20 protein-coding genes and 1 pseudogene are annotated in these 22,914 nt (G+C 65.8%); 5 read left to right on the top strand and 16 right to left on the bottom strand.

Going from position 1 to position 22,914, the window contains the following annotated elements; all coding sequences use genetic code 11:
- The first annotated feature begins 173 nt into the window (after positions 1-173).
- The gene (locus E3O39_RS10020; RefSeq protein ID WP_166787310.1) at positions 174-2,468 is read left to right on the top strand and encodes a bifunctional diguanylate cyclase/phosphodiesterase; all 2,295 of its coding nucleotides are present in this window, start codon (positions 174-176) and stop codon (positions 2,466-2,468) included.
- Positions 2,469-2,481: 13 nt separating this feature from the next.
- Here E3O39_RS10020 and E3O39_RS10015 read toward each other — a convergent pair whose 3' ends face one another.
- The 7 genes from E3O39_RS10015 to E3O39_RS09985 all read right to left on the bottom strand — a co-directional run bounded on the left by E3O39_RS10015 (position 2,482) and on the right by E3O39_RS09985 (position 10,323).
- Positions 2,482-3,387: an amidohydrolase gene (locus tag E3O39_RS10015; RefSeq protein WP_134447515.1), complete on the bottom strand. Its 906-nt coding sequence runs from the start codon at positions 3,385-3,387 to the stop codon at positions 2,482-2,484.
- Positions 3,380-4,324, bottom strand: a complete 945-nt coding sequence (locus E3O39_RS10010) for an NAD(P)-dependent oxidoreductase (RefSeq protein WP_134447513.1) — start codon at positions 4,322-4,324, stop codon at positions 3,380-3,382. Before E3O39_RS10010 ends, E3O39_RS10015 begins: the two co-directional genes overlap by 8 nt.
- Positions 4,321-5,268 (bottom strand): NAD(P)-dependent oxidoreductase, encoded by a 948-nt coding sequence (locus E3O39_RS10005; RefSeq protein ID WP_166787309.1) that lies wholly within the window; start codon positions 5,266-5,268, stop codon positions 4,321-4,323. The genes E3O39_RS10010 and E3O39_RS10005 overlap by 4 nt, the downstream gene beginning before the upstream one ends.
- Entirely contained in the window at positions 5,265-6,281 is a 1,017-nt protein-coding gene (locus E3O39_RS10000) for an ABC transporter permease (protein WP_134447509.1), read from the bottom strand. The genes E3O39_RS10005 and E3O39_RS10000 overlap by 4 nt, the downstream gene beginning before the upstream one ends.
- Positions 6,278-7,780, bottom strand: coding sequence for a sugar ABC transporter ATP-binding protein (locus tag E3O39_RS09995; RefSeq protein WP_134447508.1), 1,503 nt, complete (start codon positions 7,778-7,780; stop codon positions 6,278-6,280). Before E3O39_RS09995 ends, E3O39_RS10000 begins: the two co-directional genes overlap by 4 nt.
- A gap of 36 nt (positions 7,781-7,816) precedes the next feature.
- Positions 7,817-8,878: a substrate-binding domain-containing protein gene (locus E3O39_RS09990; protein WP_134447506.1), complete on the bottom strand. Its 1,062-nt coding sequence runs from the start codon at positions 8,876-8,878 to the stop codon at positions 7,817-7,819.
- 107 nt (positions 8,879-8,985) lie between these two features.
- On the bottom strand, positions 8,986-10,323 hold the full coding sequence (locus E3O39_RS09985; protein WP_134447504.1) for an NAD(P)H-dependent oxidoreductase: 1,338 nt from the start codon (positions 10,321-10,323) through the stop codon (positions 8,986-8,988).
- 191 nt (positions 10,324-10,514) lie between these two features.
- Between E3O39_RS09985 and E3O39_RS09980 the strand changes: the two genes are divergently transcribed.
- Genes E3O39_RS09980 through E3O39_RS09970 form a run of 3 tightly spaced genes read left to right on the top strand, consistent with a single transcriptional unit; the run spans position 10,515 to position 12,392 of the window.
- On the top strand, positions 10,515-11,564 hold the full coding sequence (locus tag E3O39_RS09980) for a LacI family DNA-binding transcriptional regulator (protein WP_134447502.1): 1,050 nt from the start codon (positions 10,515-10,517) through the stop codon (positions 11,562-11,564).
- On the top strand, positions 11,557-11,874 hold the full coding sequence (locus tag E3O39_RS19220; protein WP_134448053.1) for a putative quinol monooxygenase: 318 nt from the start codon (positions 11,557-11,559) through the stop codon (positions 11,872-11,874). The genes E3O39_RS09980 and E3O39_RS19220 overlap by 8 nt, the downstream gene beginning before the upstream one ends.
- Complete coding sequence (locus tag E3O39_RS09970) at positions 11,871-12,392, top strand: gluconokinase (protein WP_241975534.1); 522 nt, start codon at positions 11,871-11,873, stop codon at positions 12,390-12,392. Before E3O39_RS19220 ends, E3O39_RS09970 begins: the two co-directional genes overlap by 4 nt.
- A 78-nt stretch (positions 12,393-12,470) precedes the next feature.
- Here the strand turns inward: E3O39_RS09970 and E3O39_RS19305 are convergent, their stop codons facing one another.
- The 5 genes and pseudogenes from E3O39_RS19305 to E3O39_RS09950 form a co-directional block, all read right to left on the bottom strand.
- Positions 12,471-12,773 (bottom strand): hypothetical protein, encoded by a 303-nt coding sequence (locus E3O39_RS19305; protein WP_206751293.1) that lies wholly within the window; start codon positions 12,771-12,773, stop codon positions 12,471-12,473.
- A gap of 41 nt (positions 12,774-12,814) precedes the next feature.
- Positions 12,815-13,237: pseudogene (locus E3O39_RS19855) on the bottom strand (glycosyltransferase family 2 protein); the annotation flags it as partial.
- The gene (locus tag E3O39_RS09960) at positions 13,234-14,658 is read right to left on the bottom strand and encodes a bifunctional PIG-L family deacetylase/class I SAM-dependent methyltransferase (protein WP_134447500.1); all 1,425 of its coding nucleotides are present in this window, start codon (positions 14,656-14,658) and stop codon (positions 13,234-13,236) included. The pseudogene E3O39_RS19855 and the gene E3O39_RS09960, both read right to left, overlap by 4 nt.
- Entirely contained in the window at positions 14,652-15,788 is a 1,137-nt protein-coding gene (locus E3O39_RS09955) for an acyl-CoA dehydrogenase (protein ID WP_134447498.1), read from the bottom strand. Before E3O39_RS09955 ends, E3O39_RS09960 begins: the two co-directional genes overlap by 7 nt.
- 142 nt (positions 15,789-15,930) lie before the next feature.
- Complete coding sequence (locus tag E3O39_RS09950; RefSeq protein WP_134447496.1) at positions 15,931-16,404, bottom strand: MarR family winged helix-turn-helix transcriptional regulator; 474 nt, start codon at positions 16,402-16,404, stop codon at positions 15,931-15,933.
- Positions 16,405-16,750: 346 nt separating this feature from the next.
- On the opposite strand from E3O39_RS09950, the gene E3O39_RS09945 reads away from it, so the two are divergent.
- On the top strand, positions 16,751-18,274 hold the full coding sequence (locus E3O39_RS09945) for a chloride channel protein (protein WP_241985034.1): 1,524 nt from the start codon (positions 16,751-16,753) through the stop codon (positions 18,272-18,274).
- A 72-nt stretch (positions 18,275-18,346) separates the two neighbouring features.
- Here E3O39_RS09945 and E3O39_RS09940 read toward each other — a convergent pair whose 3' ends face one another.
- The 4 genes from E3O39_RS09940 to E3O39_RS09925 form a co-directional block, all read right to left on the bottom strand.
- On the bottom strand, positions 18,347-19,240 hold the full coding sequence (locus E3O39_RS09940; protein WP_134447492.1) for a glycine betaine ABC transporter substrate-binding protein: 894 nt from the start codon (positions 19,238-19,240) through the stop codon (positions 18,347-18,349).
- Positions 19,241-19,420: 180 nt separating this feature from the next.
- Positions 19,421-20,368 carry a proline/glycine betaine ABC transporter permease gene (locus tag E3O39_RS09935; RefSeq protein ID WP_134447490.1) on the bottom strand — a complete coding sequence of 316 codons (948 nt, stop codon included), beginning with the start codon at positions 20,366-20,368 and terminating at the stop codon, positions 19,421-19,423.
- The gene (locus tag E3O39_RS09930) at positions 20,365-21,636 is read right to left on the bottom strand and encodes a glycine betaine/L-proline ABC transporter ATP-binding protein (RefSeq protein WP_134448049.1); all 1,272 of its coding nucleotides are present in this window, start codon (positions 21,634-21,636) and stop codon (positions 20,365-20,367) included. Before E3O39_RS09930 ends, E3O39_RS09935 begins: the two co-directional genes overlap by 4 nt.
- Before the next feature lie 591 nt (positions 21,637-22,227).
- Entirely contained in the window at positions 22,228-22,848 is a 621-nt protein-coding gene (locus tag E3O39_RS09925) for a bifunctional 2-polyprenyl-6-hydroxyphenol methylase/3-demethylubiquinol 3-O-methyltransferase UbiG (protein WP_166787307.1), read from the bottom strand.
- Between the last annotated feature and the right edge of the window lie 66 nt (positions 22,849-22,914).

Here is a 22,914-nt window from a genome sequence, read left to right as displayed (position 1 = left end):
ATTCCGCCTGGTATTTGGTTTTCCGTACACGTATCCCCCAATTTTATGCCCGGCCATCCGGCAAATTCGCTGCCGCACTGGCTCCCCCGGGACCAATCTATCCCGAAGATGCCGCACGCCGGGGTTCATTTCGAATGCGACCGACGCAGCTAGGTTTATCGAGAGGGAGATCTATGCCAGCCGATACCAGCACGGAGCGCGTCAGCGCGTCTCGAAGGACGAGCCGATTCGGCCGATGGCCGAACTGGACCCTCGGGCTGATTGTGGCTGCCTTCGCGGTCGCTACGATCTTCGGTACCGCAGGCGACGTGAGTTCGCTCGTCCTCGGATTCTTCGCGTTGTGGATTCCCGTCGTCGTGTGCTGGATTGCGATCGGCCGGACACGGTCCCGGCGCAGGGACCTGCACCTGATGACCGCCGCCGTGACGGTCCTGGCGGCCGGAGACACGTTCTTCGCACTGGCGACGACCGGAGGCGAATCCCTGCCGCGTCCGTCCTGGGCGGATGTCGGCTTCCTCGGCTTCTACCCGCTCATGTTCGCGGCACTCGTCGTTCTCGCGAGGCGCACAATCCGGGGTCTCGCGTCTCCGATCGTCCTGGACAGCGCCGTCGGGTCTCTCGGTGCGGCCGCCCTGTTGGCCGTGCTGCTCGATCCGATCCTCAAGGCGGCCCTCGCGACCCCGGGATCGTTCGCCACGACCGTCGCATTTGCGTATCCGCTCGGAGATGTCCTGCTGGTGGCCTTCTTCGTCGGGATTGCAGCCTCCCACGGCACCTCCATCGGCCCGGGCTGGACCCTCCTTGTTCTCGGTCTCGCTGTCTTCACGGCCGCCGACATCATCAGCGTGTCCCTGCACCTGAACGGCCTCTACGTCATCGGCAGCCCCCTCGACATCGGCTGGCCCCTGAGCCTCGCCCTGATCGCGTCTTCGGTCGACAGGGAGGCCCGCCTCGGCTCGCACCCTCGCCAGTCGACGTGGGCGATCCCCGAACAGACGGTTCCCGCGATCGCCACGGCCGCGGGTCTCCTGGTCCTGATCATGGGAACCCAGCTGAAGATCTCTCCGCTCGCCGTCGTCCTGGCGGCCCTGACCCTCACCGTGGCGGCACTGCCCCTGATCTTTCGCCAGCGCATCCGTATTGCGGATGCGCATCGCCAGGCGCGGACCGATGAGCTCACGGGGCTGCCCAACCGCCGCGCCCTCTACGCCGATGTGCCCGCCCGGCTGGCCGCGAATCCGCACCGGACGAGCGCGCTCCTCCTTCTCGACCTCGACAAGTTCAAGGAGGTCAACGACAGTCTCGGTCACGATGTCGGTGACCTGCTCCTGTTCCAGGTCGCCGGCCGGATTTCCGGTCAGCTGCGCACCGAGGATCTCTTCGCGCGCGTAGGCGGCGACGAGTTCGTGATCTTTCTCGACGGTTCGGATTCGGTCAGGGCGGAAGCGGTGGCCTGGAAGCTGCGCGCGACCCTGGCCCAGCCGTTCATCCTCGCGGGCATCTCGGTTCAGGCCAGCGCCAGTATCGGGATCGCCGGGTACCCCGACCAGGGCGAGGACCTGACCATGCTGCTCCGCAAGGCGGACATGGCGATGTACACGGCGAAGGCGACCCACAGCGGCCACCACGTCTACCGGGGCACCGACGACAATCACGGGGAGGATCGGCTGCACCTGCTCGAGGAGTTGCGCTTCGCGCTCGTCGATGACCAGCTGGTGCTGCACTACCAGCCCAAGATCGACCTCAAAACCGGGGACGTCTGCGGGGTCGAGGCCCTGGTCCGCTGGAACCACCCGACGAGGGGTTTGTTGCAACCCGACGATTTCCTCGATCTCGTCGAGGAGTCAGGGCTGATGCATGCGATGACCGAGATCGTGCTGCGTGAGGCCCTTGACCAGGCCGCAACCTGGTCTGGCCAGGGCCGGACGCTGACGATGGCGGTCAACATGTCCCCGAGTTCCCTGATCGACACGGTGCTGCCCGAACGGATCAGCGCGATGCTGTCGTCGCGTGGCCTGTCCCCCACAGTGCTGGTCCTGGAGATCACCGAAGATTTCCTCCTCTCCGACCGGGAACGCGCGCGCAGCATCCTCACCCGGTTGCAGGCGACGGGAATTCGGATCTCCATCGATGACTTCGGGACCGGGTACAGCTCCCTGGCGTACCTGCGTGACCTGCCGATCGACGAGCTCAAACTCGACAAGTCCTTCATCATCCCGATGAAGGACGATCCTCGCGCAACGGCCCTCGTCGTCTCGACCATCGACATGGCACACAGCCTCGGCCTGCGCATGGTGGCCGAGGGCGTGGAGGACGCTACGGCATACTCGGAGCTCATCGGCTTCGGCTGCGATGTCGCTCAGGGGTTTCTGATGTCCCACCCTGTGCCTGCGGCCGAGCTGGAAGACTGGTTCGCCGCGAGAGCGTTGGCGGCGGACCATGCGGCCACGGCGAACTGGCCGAGTTGAACTGAAGCACCGCTCACGGCTGCCGCACGGCGATGTCATAGGAATGAAGAGCGGTTTCAGCGAAGAGTTGTCGTCGTTCGACGGGGCTGAAATCGACCGTCAATCTGTCGAACGCACCATACAGGTCACCGAAAGTCGAGTAGAGACTATCGACCGGAAAGTTGCTGCCGAACATGCAGCGGGCCGGACCAAACAGGTCGATGGTTTCGAGAACGAATGGACGCAGGGAATCCTGCGTCCAGGTGTGGTCGTTGGTACCCAGCGCCGAGATTTTGGCCACTATATTCGGCTGCTGGCTCACTGCCCGCATACCGTCCCGCCATTCTCTCCACGAATCCGCGTCGCGGCCGATCGGCATGCCGGCGTGGTCGAGGATGATGCGGGTCTCCGGAAACCGTGCGGCGAGTTTCGCCGCCTGGTTCAGCTGCGAGGGAAACACCTGCAGATCGAAGGACAGACCTAGGGCGTTGAGCCGAGCGAAGTTACCCAGCCAGACCGGGTCGCTGATGATGTCCGACCTGCTCGTGTGCGAGTAATACGGATCCGGGTGCCAATTGAGAATGTCGCGAATTCCGCGCACGACCGGGTAGTCGCCGAGCCTCTCAAGGTGCGCGGGGGTATCCGCCCCGAGCAGGGAAACGTGCGCAACGTGAACGCTCGGCAGAGTGCGCTCGTCGTGCACCGCCTGGATCCACTGTGTTTCAGCGAGCGCGTCCGCTGCGCCGTTCTCAATGTGCACGGACGCGATGAGTCGCAGGTTTCCGACATCGTGCAGGTAATCGTCCAGGAGATAGTGGCGCCGGATCGGCCGGTCGTCGCCGTGATAACGGTTTGAGTCTTCCACTCCGGCGAGCCACGGGTACGGCCGGCTGAGATCGGTCAGGTGGTGATGGGCATCGACGATCTCCAGGTCAGGCATCAGCTGCCGCCTCCGAGAGCGTTCCGCGACGGGCTGCCGCGGACGATGCCCGTTCGAGCGTGCTGTAGAGGCCGGTATGGTCGAGCTCGCCCTCGCCCTCCGCCACCATCCGCTCGAAGAGTTCAGTGACGAGAGCGGTCGTCGGAAGAGTCACCGCCCGGTTCGCAGCGCTTTCGGCGATGAAGTGCAGGTCTTTGAGCTGGTTCGTCGCGCTTCCTCCGGAGGAGAAGTCGGCGGTGACCCAGTTGGCCCCTTTCTGTGCAACGAGCTCCGTTCGCGCGAGACCGCCCTGGAACAGTTCCTGAAGCACGCCGACGTCGAGTCCGCCCGCGCGCGCGAGGAGGAAGGATTCGGACAGGGCTGCGATGGTGCCGGCCACGACGATTTGATTGCAGGCCTTGGCGAGCGAACCCGCCCCGCTCGGACCGAGATAGCGCACCGTACGCCCGAGGTGAGCGAAGACCGGTTCCAGGGCGCGTGCGGTCGCCTCGTCACCACCGACCATGATGCTCAATTGCGCGTGCGCGGCACCGACGACACCACCGCTCAAGGGCGCGTCGATCACGGTCACACCGTGCCGTTCCAGCATGTCGCCGGCGAAGTCAGCAATGGCGACCGGGGAAACCGTGCCGTGGATGACCAGGACCGGGCTCTCGATGCCCTGCTCGGCCCAGCCGGCCAGCAGCCCCTCCGGCCCGGGCAGGAGTGATTGCACCTGCCAAAGGTCGGGGAGCACGGTCAGGGTGATTTCCCGGGCAGCGGCCCTGGGGCTGGTCGCGATGTTCGCGTACCAGGCACGCAACTCTTCGGCCCTGGCCGCCGTACGATTCCACACGGTGATCGGGCCCCAGCTGGCGAGGAGGTTCTTCGCCATCGGGGTACCCATCGGCCCGAGGCCGAGCAATGCCAGCGGCGTTCGGCGGGTGATCGGGTTCATGATTCCTTCCTGGTTCCTGCGATGTCGATCAGTTCCGAGGGTGCGACGTCGTCGAGCAGGGTAAGGGCCTCGAAACCGAGTTCCTCTCGCGCGCGACTCAGGTCCAGGCCGACCGCACGCCCGGTTGATCCGCCGAACGGGACCGTCGGCAGGAATGCCGCGACGGCTGCGGCAGTCGTCCCCCGCAGGTACGTCAGGGGGGCCGCCACGAGAATGCCGGGGGCAGGCGGTGTCTCCCTGATGAGGGCCGCTGCGACGGACCTGGCCGCATCGTGGTCGTGCAGGTAACTCCAGCCCTCGGCCGCCTGCCTCCGCGCATCCGCCGCCATCGCCGCGCGGAGGTGCTGTCCGAAGGTGCGCCCTCCCTCTGCCGTGATATCGCGCACGAGGGGGAACCGTAGTCCGGTGACGGAAGTCCCCCAGCGCCGGGCGACCATCCTGGCGACGTCTTCGTTGGCGAGCTTCGACAGCGAATACCAGTCGGTGATGTCGGCCGGGAGATCTTCGTCGTAGGGGATCCGCGCGGGCAGGGTCCCCCGGGTGCCGAGCGGGATCCCATTCGCGTTGATACTGGACGCGTACACGATCTTCGCCACGCCCGCCCGCGCTGCCGCCGACATCACGACGAAGGACCCGATCGTGTTCACCCGATAGGTTTCGACATGGTCGGTGAAGCCCAGGCCCGGGATTCCGCCCAGGTGAATGACCGCATCCATGCCGGCCACCGCGCGGTCCACAGCCTCCGGATCACAGATGTCACCGGCCAGGAACCTCACGGCGACATCGGGAAAGGCAGCGAGCAGGGTCGCGTGGGTGCCGGGAAGGTCGAGCACAGTCACCTCGGCACCCAGTTCTGCCAGATGGGCGACGGTCGGCCGCCCGATGAGGCCCGCACCCCCCGTGACGAGAACGCGGGCCCCACCGATCCGGCTGAGAGCACTCACGCAGCGCCGTCCTGGGGAGCCTTGGCCTTTCTGAAGCGACCGAGAAGCGGCCAGCCCCTGCCGCCCTGGTCGAGGGAAACGGCGATGATGACCACAAGGCCCGTCACGATCTGCTCGTAGAAGCTCGGCACGTTAAGCAGCACCAGACCGTTCGTGAGCGCCCCGAGGATCAGGGCGCCGACGAGGGTACCGGCGATGCGACCTTCACCGCCCATCAAGTTGGCACCGCCGATAACGGCGGCGGCGATTGCGGTGAGCAGATACGAGCTGCCCGCCTCGGATTGCGCCGCGTTGATCCTCGCCACGACGACCAGGCCGGCCAGGGCCGCGAGCCCGCCGGAAAGCGCATAGACAGCGACCTTGACCCGGCTGACCCGCACGCCCGACAGCCACGCCGTTTCCTCGCTGCCGCCGGTGGCTATCACGTTCTGACCGAAGACCGTCTTGCGCAGCAGCAGCCACGAGCCGATTCCGACGAGCGCGACCAGGATCACGACGACCGGAATACCCACAATATAGCTGTTGAGCATGAGCACGAACGACTGGGGAACGTTGTAGACGGGCTTGCCGTTGGTGACCACGTAGGCACAACCCTGGAACACGCTCATCGTGCCGAGGGTCGCGATGAACGGCGGAAGTTTGAGCCGCGTGATCAGCAGGCCGTTGGCACCGCCGCAGACGATGCCGAGCACGAGCCCCGCCAGGAGGGCGAAGATCGGCGGCACGTTGCCGTTGACCATGAAGTTCGCGGAGACGATGCCGACGAAGCTGGCGATCGAGCCCACGGAGAGGTCGATTCCTCCGGTGATGATCACGAAGGTGAGGCCGAGCCCGATGATCGCGTTCACGCTGGCCGAGACCGCGACATCGCGGAGATTTCCCAGAGTGAGGAAGTTCGGGTTCAGCAGGCCCAGCACCAGGAACAGCACCGCCGCGGCAATGTAGATCCCGAGGGCCTGGAAGTTGATCCGTTGCCGGACGACGGTGGTCGTCCCAGTATCGAGCTTGGTCATTCTGTTCCTTTCGCCACGCCCATAGCGCTGGCCACGAGGCTGTGTTCGTTGATGTCGCTGCCTGAGTGCTCCGACGAGAACCGTCCCTGGCGCATCACGAGCACGCGGTCGCTCAGAGAGATGATTTCGGGCAGGTCCGAGGAGACCACGATGATCGCGTGCCCCTGTTCCGCGAGCTTGTCGATGAGTTCGTAGATCTCGACCTTGCCGCCGACGTCGACTCCCTTGGTGGGCTCGTCGAAGAGGAAGACGCGTGCGTCGCGCCACATCCACTTCGCAATGACGAGTTTCTGCTGGTTGCCACCGGAGAACTGGCGCGCGTTGAGCCGCACGTTCGCGGGACGCAGGGACAGCTGCTGCCCCATCAGCTGGGCGACCTGGATCTTCCCGGTATCGGTGGTGAACGGGCCGAATGCGTTGAACTGCTTGTCAGCCGTGAGGGCGACGTTCTCGAAGGCCGGGCTGTGCAGCACCAGGCCCTGCTGTTTTCGGTCCTCTGGGATGAAAGCGATGCCCGCGTCGCGACTGTCCCTGGGGGAACGGATCTTCACCGTCTTCCCGTCGATCGTGACAGTGCCGTGCGTGTCGTTGTCAGCCCGGATGATCGCCCGCAGGAACTCGGTACGACCGGAGCCGACAAGTCCGGCGATTCCGACCACCTCGCCCCGGCGCACAGAGATGTCCTCTGGGCCAACGCCGAACGGATGCCGGACACCGGTCGCCCGGAAGAACTCCGGCGCGTTCGGTCGGACCGGGTGCCTCCGCACGAATGCGAGCAACTCACGGCCGACCATGCGGCGCACAATCTCCTGCGACGACGTGTTCTCGATGCGGTCGTTGAAGGCTGCCCGCCCGTCGCGCAGGACGACGATGGAGTCGGACACGCTCATGACCTCGGGCATCTTGTGAGAAACATAGATGACGCCAACGCCACGCCCGTGGGCGATCTTCCGGACCTGGTCCAGAACGGCCTCGACGTTGTGCTCGAGCATGCTCGTCGTCGGTTCATCGAGGGCCACGATCTTCGCGCCGAAGGAGAACGCCCTGGCGATGGTGAGGGCGTGCCTTTGGGCCGGACTGAGACGCGAGACCGGAGTGCGGGCATCCATCGGGAACCCCATCTCAGCCACGTCCAGCAGCGCTTGTTCGATCTGCGGAGCGCTCACTTTGCGCTGCACCCTCGTCCGGCCGAGAACCAGGTTCTGCGCGACTGTGAGCTGGGGAACCACGGCAGGTTCCTGGTGGGCGATGTTGATGCCCTCATCGAGTGCCCGGCGGGGAGTGAATTCGCCCCGCCGGACACCGTCGATGCTGATCGACCCGTGATCCGGCGCCAGGGATCCGCCGAGAATGGCCAGGAGTGTGCTCTTCCCCGCTCCGTTTTCTCCGGCGAGCGTCATGATCTCGCCACGGTCCAGGGTGAAGCTCACCCCGTCGAGCGCTCGCACGCCCGGAAAAGACTTGACGATTTCGTGGACCTCAAGCAATTGCGTCGTCACGGTTCAACCTTTCTTGCTGTCTGAATCGGAAACGGGTTACGGCATACCGGTCGGGTACTTGGCCACGTTGTCCGCGTCGATCACGAATGCGGGAACGTCGACCCAGCCGGGGACCGTCTTGCCGGCCAGGAGCCAGAGCGCCGCGTCGACGCCCGAAGCGCCTTCCGTGGTCGGCTGCTCGCTGACCGTAGCCGTGAAGTTACCGGCCTGAATCTCCTTCTTCGCCTGCGGGATTCCGTCAGTGCCGACCAGGATGACCTTGCCGGTCAGACCCTTGGCCGCGATCGCTGCCGCGACCCCGAGCGCCATTCCGTCGTTCTGGGAGTAGAACGCCTTGATGTCAGGATTTGCCGTGAGCATCGCGGTGGCGATTTCCTGGGCCTTGGTCTGGTCCCACTTCGCAGTCTGCGACGCCACCAGGGTCAGGTTCGAGTGCTTGGCAAGCCCTGCCTTGAAACCCTCACCACGGTTGAGAGCGTTCGACGATCCTGGATCGCCTTCGATCATCGCGACATTGCCGCCGTCTGGAAGCTTCGCGGCAATGTAGTCAGCGGCGGTGGTCCCAATCGTCGTCGCATCCGGCCCGACGTAGACGACACCGGGGATGGTGCCCTTGGCATCGTTGAGGATGATGGAGGGCACGCCGTCGGCGAGGGCCGCCGTGAAGACTGTGTCGAGCGCGGTCGCAGAGATCGGCGACGCGAGCAGGGCGGTGCAGCCCTGGTTCGCGGCGCTCTTGGCCTTGTCCAACTGCTCGGTGATCGATGATTCATCGGTGACGTCGAACGTTTGGTACGCGACGCCCAGTTTCTTGGCTTCCGCTTCGAAGCCGTCGCGCTCGAAGCCCCAGAATTCGTTGGAGAGGGTTCGGGTGATGTAGCAGAGCTTGGCTCCTTGGGGCACGACGGGAGCGCCGAGCGTCTTCTGGAGGTCGGCGATCGGCGTCTTGGCCGAGGCGTCAACGAGTGCGGTGATATCGGATCCGCCGCCGGAGGTGGATGGTGTGCCGACCTCGGCGGTCGCCGTGCAGCCGGCCAGGAGGCCGATCAGGGCGACCCCGGCGACGGTTCCGCTCATGATGCGAGTTCGATGTGTCATTACAGGCCTTTCTTCATTGGAAGGTTTGTCAACAGCGTGGTGCTGTTTTTGTGCATGCCGGACAGCGCTGCCACACCCGGTGCGGATGCGGCAGCCCGGCGGTGCGTTCAGGGGGCGAGCAGTGCTTCTGTCTCGCGGCGGACTTCGAGCGCCTCGGCGAGCGAGTCGTCGATGATGATGTCATCCCAGCTCAGGATCTGACCCTTGACGACGTCGTTACGCAACTCGACATGGTGGGCGAGCGCCACCGGCAGGGCCTTCGATGCGACGGAGTGTCGAGCCGACACCAACTTGCCCCACACTGTGTAGCCGCCCTCGCCGTCGAGGAACTCGCCGGCCTTGAGATCTTTCTTGGCGGTCGCCACGACGTCGCCGTAGAAGCCGATGGGGCTTCCCGTCGCAACGCCAAGGAGGGCAGCGTTGGCAATGGAGACGTTGAGCTCGAGGCCGACGTAGTGATACGGACGATACAGTGCGGCGTACTGCTTGGTCGGGTCGGGGTGCCACGGGTATTCATCGAAGCAGCGGGACACGTAGTCATTGGTCGCCTTGACCACGACGAAGACGCCTTCCTGGGTGTTGTGCGGGATGGGACTGCCATCGCGCCGCACGCTCGACATGACATCGACGGAACCCTCGTGGGCGAGTGCGCCGCCCACGCTGCTCGGACGGCAGATCGTCGCGATTTCCTCCACATCGCCCGGAGTGAAGGTGAGGCCGGCATCTGACGGCACGAGTGCCGCGGCGTTGGCGACCGCCGCCATTTCAATGGCGGCCTTGGTTCCGTCCCGGAAGGACGTGTGCATGTAGGGATTCAGCTGGCCGGAATCGGTCAGCTCCTTCGGGAACTCCCAGTTCTCCCAGACGTTGTCGGGGTTCATGTCGTGATAATGCTCGAGGTATTTGGCGCCCTTGCCTGCGCACACAACATCGAATCCGCTTGTCCGTGCCCAGTCGACGAGGTCCATGATCAGGGCAGGCTGGTCGCCGAAAGCCATCGAGTACACGACGCCTGCGGCCTCGGCCCGTCGGGCCAGAGCGGGGCCTGCGAGGGCATCCGCTTCGACGGTCACCATGATGATGTGCTTACCGGTTTCGATGGCGCGGAGTGCGTGGTGGGTACCCACGATCGGGTTGCCGGTCGCCTCGACGATCACGTCGATGTCTGAGGTGAACAGCTCTTCGGCAGCGCTGATGATCGTTGTGCTGCGCGTGGCGAGCGCCGAAGTGATGTCGGGGGCCAGCTGATCTTCTGGCCAGCCCACGAGGGCGAATGCACCCTGGGCCCTGGCGACGTTTATGTCGGCAATGGCGACGACGTGGATGCCGGGGATATTGCGGGCCTGGGCGAGGTACATCGTTCCGTAGCGCCCAGCGCCGATGAGCCCGACCCGGATAGGGCGACCATCGCGCTCGCGATCCTCGAGGAGTTTGTACAGATTCACGTATAGGCCTCTCTGGCTTGGAATGCCGCCGGAGAAGAGTCCTCCTACGAGGACTGTCTGCAACTCCGTCGTTGCGGATCAAGAATTTCCGGCCCTTGTGGTACCGGTACCACTTTTTTACCAGTCGGCTGTATGCTGTGTCAACACCCGTTTTCCATTCAGAGATCGCATCGTTATGTGAAGGAAGCTCAATGGCGAAGTCCCCGACGATCCGCGATGTCGCAGGTGCGGCTGACGTCTCGATATCCGTCGTCTCCCGCGTGCTCAATGACACCGGTCCGGTCGCTCCCGGCACCAGGGCACGCGTCGTCGACGCCATCGAACGACTCAGGTATCGCCCTCGTGCCGCCGCGCGCGAGCTCAGCCAGGGCCAGGCCCTCACCATTGGCCTCGTGCTCGCCGACCTCACCAACCCATTCTTCGCTCGTCTCGCGGATCGGATTGTGTGGGAGGCCCGCGCCCGGGGCGCGCAGGTCGTTCTGATGACGACCCAGGAGGACCCGCATCTCGAGGCCGAGTCCCTCGACACCCTTCTCGACCGTTCCGTGGGCGGCGTGATCGCCACGCCGACGGGAGGGAATGTGGACGCATGGGAACGGCTCCGTGCCGTCGGGGTCAACGTCGTCTTCGTCGACCGCACGGTCGCGGAACTGGCCGACACCGATGTCGTGAGCATCGAGAACGCCAATTCAGCCGAGACGGCGACTGCCCATCTGGTCAGCCTCGGTCACACCCGTATCGCCCTGATCTCTGGACCGTCCAGCACGTCGACCGGACGCTCCCGTACCGGCGGCTATCAACGGGCTCTCGACCTCGCGGGGATCGCCCGCGACCCTGAACTCGTTCGGGCGGTGCCGTTCCGGGGCGACGCGGGCGGTGATGCCGTCGCAGGTCTCCTCGCCCTCGAGAATCCACCGACCGCGCTCGTCGTCGCCAACACCGCCCAGGTGCAGAGCTGCATGCGCCGGCTCGCCCAGCTCTCGGTGTCGATCCCCGACGACCTCTCGGTGATCGTCTTCGACGACGGCCCCTGGACGGAACTGGTCAGCCCGCCACTGAGCATCATCCGCCAACCCATCGACATGCTCGCCCTGCACTCGGTCGAGCTCGTTCTCGGCCGAATGCAGAACAGACTGCCCAGTGGAGGGCGCGCCATTAATGTCCGAGCCGAGTTCGTCCAGCGTTCCAGCTGCACGCCTCCGAAGAAATACCCACAGAGGACAAGTGATCGAATTGCCTGAACCCGTCGTCGTAACCGCCTATTTCACCCCAGCCGCGGGACAGCACGCGGCGCTCACTCACGCGCTCTCCGTGGCCATCGCCGAGGTGCACACCGAACCAGGCTGTGAGCTCTACGCCATCCACGACGCACCGGACGGTCGAATCGTCATGATCGAGAAATGGTCATCGGCCGAGCTACTCGACGACCACGGCACGAGCCCGGCAACCGCCCGACTCGTCGCATCCGTCGAAGGCCTACTCAGTGCTCCCACCGAGGTCACCCGGCTTGTCCCGATTCCGGCCGGCACACTGAGCCAGGGCGCACTGTGACCAGCGCCGCTCCTGCGCACCGGATCGTCGTCATGGGCGTCTCCGGTGTGGGGAAGTCCACAGTCGGGGCCGCCCTCGCCGACCGGCTCGGACTTCCGTTCGTCGACGCTGACGACCTGCACCCGGCAGCCAACAAGAACCTGATGTCACAAGGCATCCCACTCACCGACGAGGACCGCTGGCCGTGGCTGGCGCTCGTCGGCGCAGCACTCGCCCAGGCGCCGGCCGGCATGGTGATTGCCTGTTCCGCTTTGAAGCGCGCCTATCGCGATCTGATTCGTTCCACGTGCCCGGATACACGGTTCGTCCTTCTCGACGCCGATCGGGACCTTGTGGCTTCCCGGCTGAAAGCCCGTGCCGGCCATTTCATGCCGCCCACGCTCCTCGACTCGCAACTGGCAATTCTCGAACCGCTCGCTTCCGACGAGCCCGGGTGCACGGTCCCTGCCGCCCTTGCGCGCATCGAGGTCGTTGACCGCGCCGCTTCAACCTTGTTGGACTCTGCCTGCCAATTGTGATCCCAGCCGGATTCGGACCCGAGACAGGTCGGTTCCCGCCTCCGCTGTCCTCGGCCGCGTGCCCGTTCACCGGTTCGCTCACGGGAGGGCGCCGGCGTCGTCGACCTGCAGAACACCCGTCTCCATGATGACGGGGAGGCGAGCGGTCTGAGCGCGCAGGTAGCCGGCGAAACCCCCGGGCGTGCGTCCGACGAGTCGCCCACTCGTACGAACCGGGATGCGTGCCGTGCGGATCTCGCACACCCGCAGCCTCCGCAGTGCAGCGACGAGTGCAATGTCCTCGTCGGCGTCGATACCGGGGAATTCCCCGGCAGCGAGGTACCGGTCTGCCCGCACACCGAGATTGGCCCCGTGCACGTGCGGATGTCCCTCACGAGCCACTGCTCTGCCGCCCAGCGAGCGCGCATTTCGCCGTCGAGGCACTCGTCCGGCTCGACGGTGCCGAGAACCAGATGCACATCGTTCCTGGCGAAGGCAAGCTGGCTCGCGAGCCAGTTCTCCGGGACGGCTGAATCGGCATCCGTCGACGCGATCCAGGTACGACCCGTGAAGTCCGCAGGGGTCTTCAGGACGCCGCGGACGCCCGCACGCCGTGCCGCACCGACGCCTCCCGTGTCACTGCGGACCAGATGCACGCCCGGAAAACCCGCGGCAATGGTCTCGGTCCCGTCCGTACAGCGGTCGAGCACGATCACGACCGACACGATCGGCGGCGCCGGATCGAGGGTCGCGACCACGGGCTCGATCGCGGCCCCCACCGCGGCGAGGCACCGAGGAAGCAGTTCCTCCTCGTTGTGCGCGGGGATGACGATGACCAGGTGGTCGATTTCACCGGGCCCGATCATGGGACGAGTCCCTCGTGCTGGGCCACGGATCGTGCCGGCTCGGGCTGCCACACCTCAAGCAGGAAGTCACTTTCGCGATGCTCGACGGTTCGCACGAGGCCGGGCACCGTCGCGAGCATGTCGTGAACCCGGTCGCCGCTGAGCGGATACTCGGGAACCGGATGCCTCCAATGGCAGGCGAGGAGGACTCCGCCGGGGGCGAGGCTGTCCCGGCAGCGCTGGAAGAACCGTTCCAGGTCTGCGGTCGCCAGGTAGTAGCCGACTTCGGATACGACGATGAGGTCGAAGACTCCGGAGGGCCATTCACCGGGCAGGGTCATCCGTGCGAAGCGGACGCCGGGGCGCCCGGCGAGCCGTTCGCGGGCAATCGAGAGCGGTTGCTCCGCGATATCGACGGCCATCACGGTGTCGCACCGGGCGGCGAGGTCGGCCGTGAATACTCCGATCGAGCAGCCGAGCTCCAGGGCGGCACCGAATCGTTCGCGCGGCAGCGCAGCGAGGGTCAGCGCGCGTTTCCGACGTTCGTACCAACGCGTCTCGAAGCCCCACGGGTCTCGCGCCTCCCGGTAAAACTCGTCGAAGAAAGATCTCGCCAGGCTCGCTGTCCCGCTCGCATCCGGGGACGGTGCCTCCGCTGCGGTGCCGTCGACGAAGATCTCGAAGCCCCTCGCGAAATGGGCGGCCATCGCCGGCGGCACGACGGCCTCGTCTCCGGGTTCGTCGGACAACGCCAGCACCTGGCTGCGGTGCAGCGCGAGCGCCTGCAGCTTCCGCGCGTGGTCCTCGGGAGAGAGATCGAACCTGCGGATCAGGCCCAGCGGCCATTCCCCGTCCGGTGTCGACCAGTGCCAGGCCCAGATCGGGTACTCGAGCAGGCGGGCGCCCGACCATGCCGCTCCGGCCGCTGCCACGTCGCCGGCGAGCGCGTGGTCGGGATGCCCGTCGGCCCGCCACGGTGCGACAATCCAGGTGCCCGCGGCTGAGCCTTCCGTGATCTTCTCCGCGCCGGAAGACGGCGGCCCGAGCACGGATGCCAGCGCCCGCGCCGCCGCCTCCCTGTTCCTCTCGAGGTCGCCGTCCGGCAGTCCGGCGAAGTGCAGGCGAGCGGATGGCGCCAGGTGCGCCACCGCATCCGTCACCTCTGTCCTGCGCACACGTGAAAGGCGACCCTGGCTATGCGTCGGGGATTCCGGATGGGACGCTTCACCGTCGCTGAGGACAAGGACATCGACCGGGATCCCGCGTCGCGTCGCACCGGAGAGGAGCCCGCCGGCACCGAGGGTCTCGTCGTCGGGATGCGCCGCGACGATGATCAGCCGGGCGAGGTCGTCGAGGTCAAGCCGCGCCGCAGCCGTGATCCAGGGAGCGCCGGCCCAGGCCTGCTCGGCGGTGCCGAGGTCCCGATGGCTGAAGATCACCACGGTGAGACTCCGCGAGCACCATCGAGCAGCAGAGCTCCAAGCCTGGCCTCGTCGCGTTCAGCGTGATGCTGTCGAATGTACAACTGCAGATCGGCGACACGCTGGGCGTGGCGCGCGTCGAAGGCCAGGGGTTCCGGCCCCAGGGCATGCCCGGCCCGCTCGATCACCTGCTCTGCGGTGCGCGCGACGATCCCCCGCACGCGCGCCGCACGCACGGCCCCGAGTGTGCCGGTCGCGGTCCCGTCGTCGATCGCGCTCGCAGCGGCCGCGAGTGCCTGCCCCGATGCCGTCAGGAGCATGTCAATCGCGCCAAGATGAGCAAGACTGACCTGATCCGGCGTGCGCTCCCCGGCCTCCCGGTAGACGCGTCTGGCGACGCCGACGGCCCCGCCCCACCAGCAGGCTGCGACACCGATCCCTCCCCACGCGAAGCCCGGTCGGTCGAGGTACCAGCCGTCTGCGCCGACCGGCACTGCCGGAACGCCGCGAAAGTCGACCGGACCACTCGGAAGCGATGCGAGTCCCCTGGCCACCCAGGAGCCGTCCGACACCGTGATTCCCGGCACGCGGAGGTCGACGGCGAACAAGCGACGCGTGGTCTCCGAGGTGTGCGCGGTGACGAGCGCGTGGCTGAGGGCGCCGGCGAGCGAGCACCACGGCTTGACACCGTCGAGCCGCCAGCCGGACTCGGTCTGGCGCGCCTCGAGGCGCGTGCCGCGTCCTTCCGCCGCGAACACACCCCACGTCCGACCGTTCCCGGATTCGACGTGGATTCCACTGCCGGACTCAGCGGCCTGTTCCAGGATCGAGAGCGCATCCAGGTGCGCCTCCACGACGCGGGCAGCGGTCAGGTCTGCCGCCGCGACCGTGGCCAGCGTGTCGAAGAGCCGTTCGGTTCGCCCGGAACCCGGTCCCGCCCCGTCAAGCCGAACGCCGAGCGCGATCGCCAGTCGCAGGGCCTCCTGGGTGTTCCCGTTCACCTGGAACGCATGGTCGGCCACCGCGCGCAGGTCTTTGTCGCCCGCGTCCAGCGTCGACCTGGCCAGCCGAACCGGCTCGCTCGTGTTCGCAGCGTTCGACTCGCTCACCACGTGACACCGAACCCGGCCGAGGCCATACTTGTCCCCCATCTCACAACTGTTCATCGTGCGGAACGGCTGGTCGGCTCCCCAGTCGCTCGCTCGTGTCGGCAGCACCATATCAGGAACCGAGGAAACAAAAGAGTCCCAGACGGGGAGAACTTGACACCGATCTGTCTTGAGTTGGAAGCGTTCAGAGCCCCAGGGTCAGCAGATCCGCGGCCTGGGGCTCCCCTGCCGCATCCGCGAATGCTTGCAGTGCGTGTTGAAGCACGGTCCGTCGATCCGGCGTCATTCTCGACAGGATGGTGGAGATATCCGACCGGCGTCGTCCGGTGGCGTCGTCTACGAGTCGCCTGCCACTCTCGGTGAGTTCGAGGAGGACCTCGCGCCGGCTGTCGGGGCTGGCCGCCCGCTCCACCCAGCCTCCGGCGACCATGCGATCGACGAAGCGGCTGAATGTCGATGGGATGACTCCCATTCGCTCCGCCACAGCGCCCATCCGGGTTGGGCCGGTCGAACTGAGCAAGACCAGGACCCGGAACTGCGGCAGGGAAACGACGTCCAGCGTTGCCACAACCGAGCGGGCAACGACGCCGAGCAAGGCACGGGAGGCGGCAAGGGTCGCGTCGGCCGCTCGTGCGTCGGCTTCAGTGAGGACGTCCATCGGTCAAACCCCGTTCCAGGCAAGTGATACCGTGATTATTGCACACATGCAACAATTGTCTAATTGCACATTACGGAGCCTGATGGCACAGCCCACTCTGAGCCTGCGGGGACGAATGAGATCCCTCTTGTTGGAGCCCTTGCACACGTGGTTCAACCGGATCCTCACCGGCTCCGGACGACTCATTTTCATGTCTGTCGTGGTTGGCGCAGGTGTCGGTTTCGGCGCAGTTGCGTTCCGTTGGCTGGTGGCCACCGCGACTCTGATTTTCACGGGAACGGTCGATTACTCAGCCTCCGTCGGCCATCCGGCAAATCCCTGGGTTCCGTGGTTGGGGGGCGCATTCGTGATCGTCGCTCCGGCCATTGGCGGTCTCCTCTACGGCCCCTTGGTGAACAAGTTCGCACCGGAAGCCCGGGGGCATGGCGTTCCAGAGGTCATGTACGCCATCACCAAACGGGGCGGCCGGATTCCCGGCAAGGTTGCGATCGTCAAGTCGCTCGCTTCGGCCATCACAATCGGTTCCGGTGGGTCGGTGGGTCGCGAGGGCCCTATCGTCCAAATCGGGTCAGCACTCGGTTCCACACTTGGCCGGGCAGTCCGGCTGCCCGAATCCCAGCTCAGAACCCTCGTCGCGTGCGGCGCCGCAGGCGCGATCGCAGCCACGTTCAATGCTCCGATCGCCGGAATCTTTTTCGCCCTCGAACTGCTGCTCAGGGATTTCGCCGCCCGTTCCTTCGGCGTGGTCGTCCTTGCCTCAGTGACCGCATCGATCGTCGGCCGCTCGATCCTCGGCGATCACCCCTTCCTCAGTCTGCCGACGTTCACCATCGTCAACCCGTCTGAGTTCACGCTCTTCGCCGTGCTCGGACTCGCGGCAGGCCTGACCGGAGTCGGGTTCACGAAGGTCCTGTACGCCGTGGAAGACCTCTGCGACTGGGCCTGGCGGGGCAAACCGGAGTGGTTGCGGCCGGTCGCCGGCGGCCTCGTGCTCGGCCTGGTGCTCTTCGCCTTGCCCCAGATGTACGGGGTCGGTTACCCGGTCCTGGAGAAGGGCGTCCAGGGCGGCTATGCCCTGGGCTTCGTTGCGCTGTTGCTCGTCGGCAAGGTCGTTGCGACGAGCCTGACCATCGGCATCGGCGGCTCCGGAGGAGTGTTCGCACCGTCACTCTTCATCGGAGCGATGCTCGGTGCCGCATTCGGCGACGTCGCCGGCATGGTGTTCCCCGTGTTCGCCGGGCAAACCGGAACGTTTGCCCTGGTCGGCATGGGCGCGGTCTTCGCCGGGGCAACGCGGGCCCCGATCACGGCAGCCATCATCCTGTTCGAACTGACCGGGGAATACTCGATCATCCTTCCCTTGCTGCTCGCGATCGTGATCGCGACGGGCGTGTCCCGGCTTCTCAGCGGGGACACGATCTACACCCTCAAACTTCGTCGCCGCGGCGTGAGCGTCGACGGTGGTCCCGGTGGCATCCTGCTGCATTCCACGCTCGTGCGTGAGGTCATGACGGATGCTCCCGATGCGGTGAGTTCCCGGCTCACGCCCGCCGCAGGAGCGCGGATACTCATCGATTCAGGCAAACGCGCCCTGCCGGTTCTTCATAGCGACGGAACGTTCATCGGAATCGTGACCGTCGCTGCCATATCCGACTCCCTGGGCAACGATGACGACAGTAGCGCGATCACCCTCAGTGCCCTGATCGAGACGCCCACTTCCGCGAGCCCCGATGACACGCTGGACAGTGTGCTGGATCGGGTGCTTGCGGCCAGCGAGAGCGATGGCCTGCCCGTCGTCGATTCGTCCGGAATGCTCCGCGGCTGGCTCACGCTCAATGCCGTTCTCCGAACTGTCACGGCCAGGCCCTGAGACGGCAGGCTTCCGCACCCGAACGCACGAACGGCCCGTGCCGGAGCACGGGCCGTTCGTCACAACAGTGGCTTACTTGGTGAGCGAGTCCACGTAGCCCTGATTGTCCGCGATCCACTTCGCAACGATGGGGCCGTAGTCCTGGCCGTCGTAGTCGACGAACATCGCGGTCTCGAGCGAGTACAGCTGATCGAGGTCCATCTTGTACCCGGACAGCCACTTGGTGGCCTGCGGGAAGTCAGTGCCGAAGTCCTTCTTGCCGTAGGCGTGGATGGTCTCCGTGGCCCCCAGGGTGCCTTCGGGGTCTTCGAGGTTCTTCAGGTCGAAGGAGCCATACGCCCAGTGCGGCTCCCAGAGGGTCACGGCGATGTTCTCGCCGGTCTTCGCGGCCGCCGTGAGCTCGGTGAGCATCGCGGCGGTCGACGAGGTCTGGTAGTCCATGTTCTCGAGTCCGTAGGTCGGAATCGTCTTGTTCGTGACGGCCTCGGTCAGGCCGGCCCCCGGTTCGATTCCCACGATCTTGTTGCCGAACAGGTCGGCGTTGGCGGCCAGTTCCGCGATCGAGTTGATCGGTGCATCCGCGTTCACGGCGATGGTGTTCTTCGCCTCGGTGTTCCAGGCCGCGAGTTCGGTGATCTTGTCACCGTATTGCTTGAGGTACGTGGCGTGGGTGTTCGGAAGCCAGACGTCGAGGTTCACGTCGTAGTCGCCGGTGGACAGCCCCGCGTAGACCGCGGCGACGTCGGCGTACTCGAGTTCGACGTTGTAGCCCTGCTTGTCCAGAATGGCCTTCCAGAGCTCGGACGCCGCGACACCCTCGTCCCAACCGTTGAACACGGCGATCGTGAGGTCTTTGTTGTCGGAGTTGCCGTTGCCGACGGTCTGCGCGGGTGTTGCTGCACAGCCCGTGAAAGCGAGAAGCCCGACGGCTCCGAGGGCGATGATGCTGAGGGAACGGTTCTTCATGTGTCTTCCTGTCTTGTCACCTGCTGTGGGTGACCGGGGTTGACGGATGCGCCGGGCGGCCGAGGCGGCCGGGTGCGACACGGAGACAGGTGTCTCCGTGAGTATTGGGGGTGCCGGTCAGGACGAACTCGACCGGCTGGAATCGCGGAGTGCCGTGTGAGGTACCCCGCCAGTTGCAGGTCAGACTCCGGCGGGCTGCGGCGTCTTCACGTCTGCGACGGGCGCGCTGATCGGGCTCTCGGCCGCCACTGCGGCGGCCTGCCGACGGTGCTTGCGCCCGGCAAGGAGACGACCGATCGGTGTGATTCCCGTGCCGAGCGATGCGGTCATCCGGTCGAGGAAGATCGCCAGGATCACGACCGCCAGTCCGGCTTCGAATCCCAGCGACACGTCGATGCGGCTGAGACTCGCCACGACCTGCTGGCCGAGACCGCCGGCGCCGACCATTCCCGCGATGACGACCATCGACAGGGAAAGCATGATGACCTGATTGATTCCGGCCATGACGGTCGGCATCGCCAACGGGAGCTGGATCTGGCGCAGGATTCTCGCCGGGGACGCACCGAATGCCTCGCCCGCCTCGACGACCTCGTGATCAACGCTGCGGATGCCGAGCTCGGTCAGGCGGACGCCCGGTGCCATCGCGAAAATGATCGTCGCCACGATACCGGGCACGACTCCCACCCGGAAGAGGATCAGCGCGGGAATCAGGTAGACGAACGCGGGCATGGTCTGCATGAAGTCGAGAATCGGCCGGATGATCTTGGAGGCCAGGGCGGACTTGGCGGCCAGGATCCCCAGGGGGATGCTCACCAGGATGGCGAGGACGCTCGCCACGAGGACCAGGGCGAGCGAGTCCATCGCGTTCTGCCACTGGTCGACACCCACGATGACGATGAGGCCGATGACGGCGCCCACGGCGAATTTCCAGCCACGGACCATCAGGCCCAGTGCAGCGGCCACGAGGATGATCACCCAGAACGGCGGTGAGGCAAGGACGAGGTCGACGAACTCGTAGGCGCCGTTGAAAATGGTGCGCACGAAATCGAAGAGAAAGCTGAAATTGTCGGTGACGAAGGCGATGAAGTCGTCGGCCCAGCTGCCGAGCGGGATGCGGAAGTCGTTCACAGCTGTGCTCCTTCCAGCGCGGTCTCGCGCAGGGTTTCGGTGATCACGCGGAGCGAGATGGTCGATGGCGGTTCGGTGACCGGCACCTCCCCCGTCGCGGTGGTGACGTTACCGAGAGCGGCAAGCAGGGTGACTCGCGGGATGACACCGAGCAGACGGTTTCGCGCATCGACGACGGCGATCGGCAAGTCGCTCTCCACCGCCAGCTCGACGAGGTCGACCAGGGCGGTATCCGCTGAAACGGCCGTTGCTTCCTTGATGATGGGGCGAAGGTCCGGGTGGCTGGCCTTGACCTGCTTGAGCACATCGCGGTCACGTACGACCCCGACGAAGCCGAGGTCACGCCCGACCACGAACGTGGCGGAGGTCTGCAGGTCGCGCATCGTACGCAGGGCGGCACGCGGGCCGGACGTCACGGTGACCATGGATCGCACCGGCTCCATCACGCTCCCGGCCGTGAGCACCCGGGCCCGGTCGACGTCCTGAACGAACTGGGCGACGTAGTCGTTGGCCGGGTCGGTGAGGATGTCTTCCGGGGTGCCGATCTGCACGATGCGACCGTCGCGCATGACCGCGATCCGGTCCCCCAGGAACATCGCCTCGTTGAGGTCGTGGGTGATGAAGATGATGGTCTTGCCGAGTTCGGCCTGCAGCTCGATGAGCTGTTCCTGCATCTCGCGGCGGATCAGCGGGTCGAGTGCCGAGAACGCCTCGTCCATCAGGAGAACGTCGGTATCGGCGGCGAGCGCCCGACCGAGGCCGACCCTCTGCTGCATCCCGCCGGACAACTCGGACGGCATGCTGTCGGCCCAGCCGTCCAGGCCCACCAGGCGGATGATGGTGCGGGCCTTCGCGAGGCGCTCCGCGCGAGGCATGCCCTGGACCTCGAGGCCGTACGCCACATTGTCGATCACGCTGCGGTGGGGTAGCAGGGCGAAGTGCTGGAAGACCATGGACACGCTCCGGCGACGCACATCGCGCAGCTTGGCGGCCGGGAGTCCGGTAATCCGGGTGTCACCGACGGTCACTGTCCCGGAGGTCGCCTCGAGCAGGCCGTTGAGCATGCGAATCAGAGTGGACTTGCCCGAACCGGACAGTCCCATCACCACGAAGATCTCGCCGCGCCGGACCTCGAAAGAGGCATCGATCACGGCGGCTGTTCCGAGGTGCGCGAGGTCTTCACGACTCGCGCCGCCCTCGAGTTTCTTGACGATGTCATGCGGTCGGCGGCCGAATGCCTTATACAGGTGGTCCGCCTTGACGGCGATTTCGGGAGCTGGGGATGTCGAGGCTGTGTGCTCCGCCGAGGCGGCGAATTCCTGTGCGTGTTCGGCAACGATCTGGGTCACGGATTCTCCGGAGCGCGACGACGAAACCGGCTTCACAGCCGGCACGTCGGGGGCTAGCTGTATCGGGCGGGTAGGCCGAGACCGGCCCTGACGCCACTAAGTGGCGTGAGCTGGAGCGACCATGGGGCCACATCCGTCTGGCCTCACCATACGACCGCGGCTCTTCCAGTCTTGCTGGGGGCTGCGCGCTCGCGTCCTGATGAGGTTCGTAAGAACATTCACAGCCTAACACCATGAAGGTCTCAGGCCCGTGCCGAGGATCTGCGTGGACGCTGGCGACGCCACTTAATCAAGAAAGCCCGGTTCCCTTGATTTCGAGGGAACCGGGTAATTGTGGCCTCAACGGGATTCGAACCCGCATGACGATCTTGCCGTCGGCACCTCACGGCGGCGATCAGGAACTGTGCTGGACGGCGCGACCGGTCGGGAAGCGGTCGCGATGCTGGCCCAGGCTCAGGACGAAAAGCTCTTCCGAAAAGCGGGCCCTCGGAGGGTAATTGCCCTCTCGCCTCAGCAGATGGCGACGAGGACCGTGTCGAGGGCGACTCCACTCGTTTCAGCCGGGGACTCGGGGTCGGTGGCCAGGTCGCGGCTGACGGTCTCGCAGCGCAGGATCCGCTCTGGTCCGACGATCGAAGATAGGAGCTCGGGCGTATAGAGAATGTCGGGATTGCCAGGGCCAGGGCCGCCTGCGTCGATGTTGCCTCGGTCGTGACCAAGGACAAGGAGGTGCCCGCCCGGAGCGAGCCAGCCAATCGCCCTGGCCAATACGATTCGAAACAGTTCCTCCGGCAGGTGCAGGTACATCACTGTTACCAGGTCAAAGCGTTCTTCGGTTTGCCAGGTCGTGGCATCTGCGACCAGCCAGTCCACATCGACGCCGGCCGCCCGCGCGTGCTCCCGGGCCTGGCCAATTGCCTCGGCGGAGAAGTCGAGCCCGGTAACGTTCCAGCCGCGGCTGGCCAGCCAGATCGCGTTACGCCCGTCACCTGAGGCCATGTCGAGGGCGAGCCCCGGGGTCCAGGGCGAAACAATGTCCTGCACGAGCTTTGCTGGTACGGCCGACCAGAGCCTGGCGTGGTCGCCGTCCCGTGCCTGCCGGTAACGACTATCCCACTCGTTCGCGTCCACTGTGAGGTCCCTTCGATCAATCCGGCATCCGGCGTGGCGATTGTCGCACGGTTCGCTGTCGGGAAC

It is taken from the genome of Cryobacterium sp. MDB2-A-1 (genome assembly GCF_004402675.1).
Lineage (GTDB): Bacteria > Actinomycetota > Actinomycetes > Actinomycetales > Microbacteriaceae > Cryobacterium > Cryobacterium glucosi.
The sequence above is the reverse complement of the archived record's forward strand: the minus strand, read 5'-3'. Positions and strand labels throughout refer to the sequence as shown.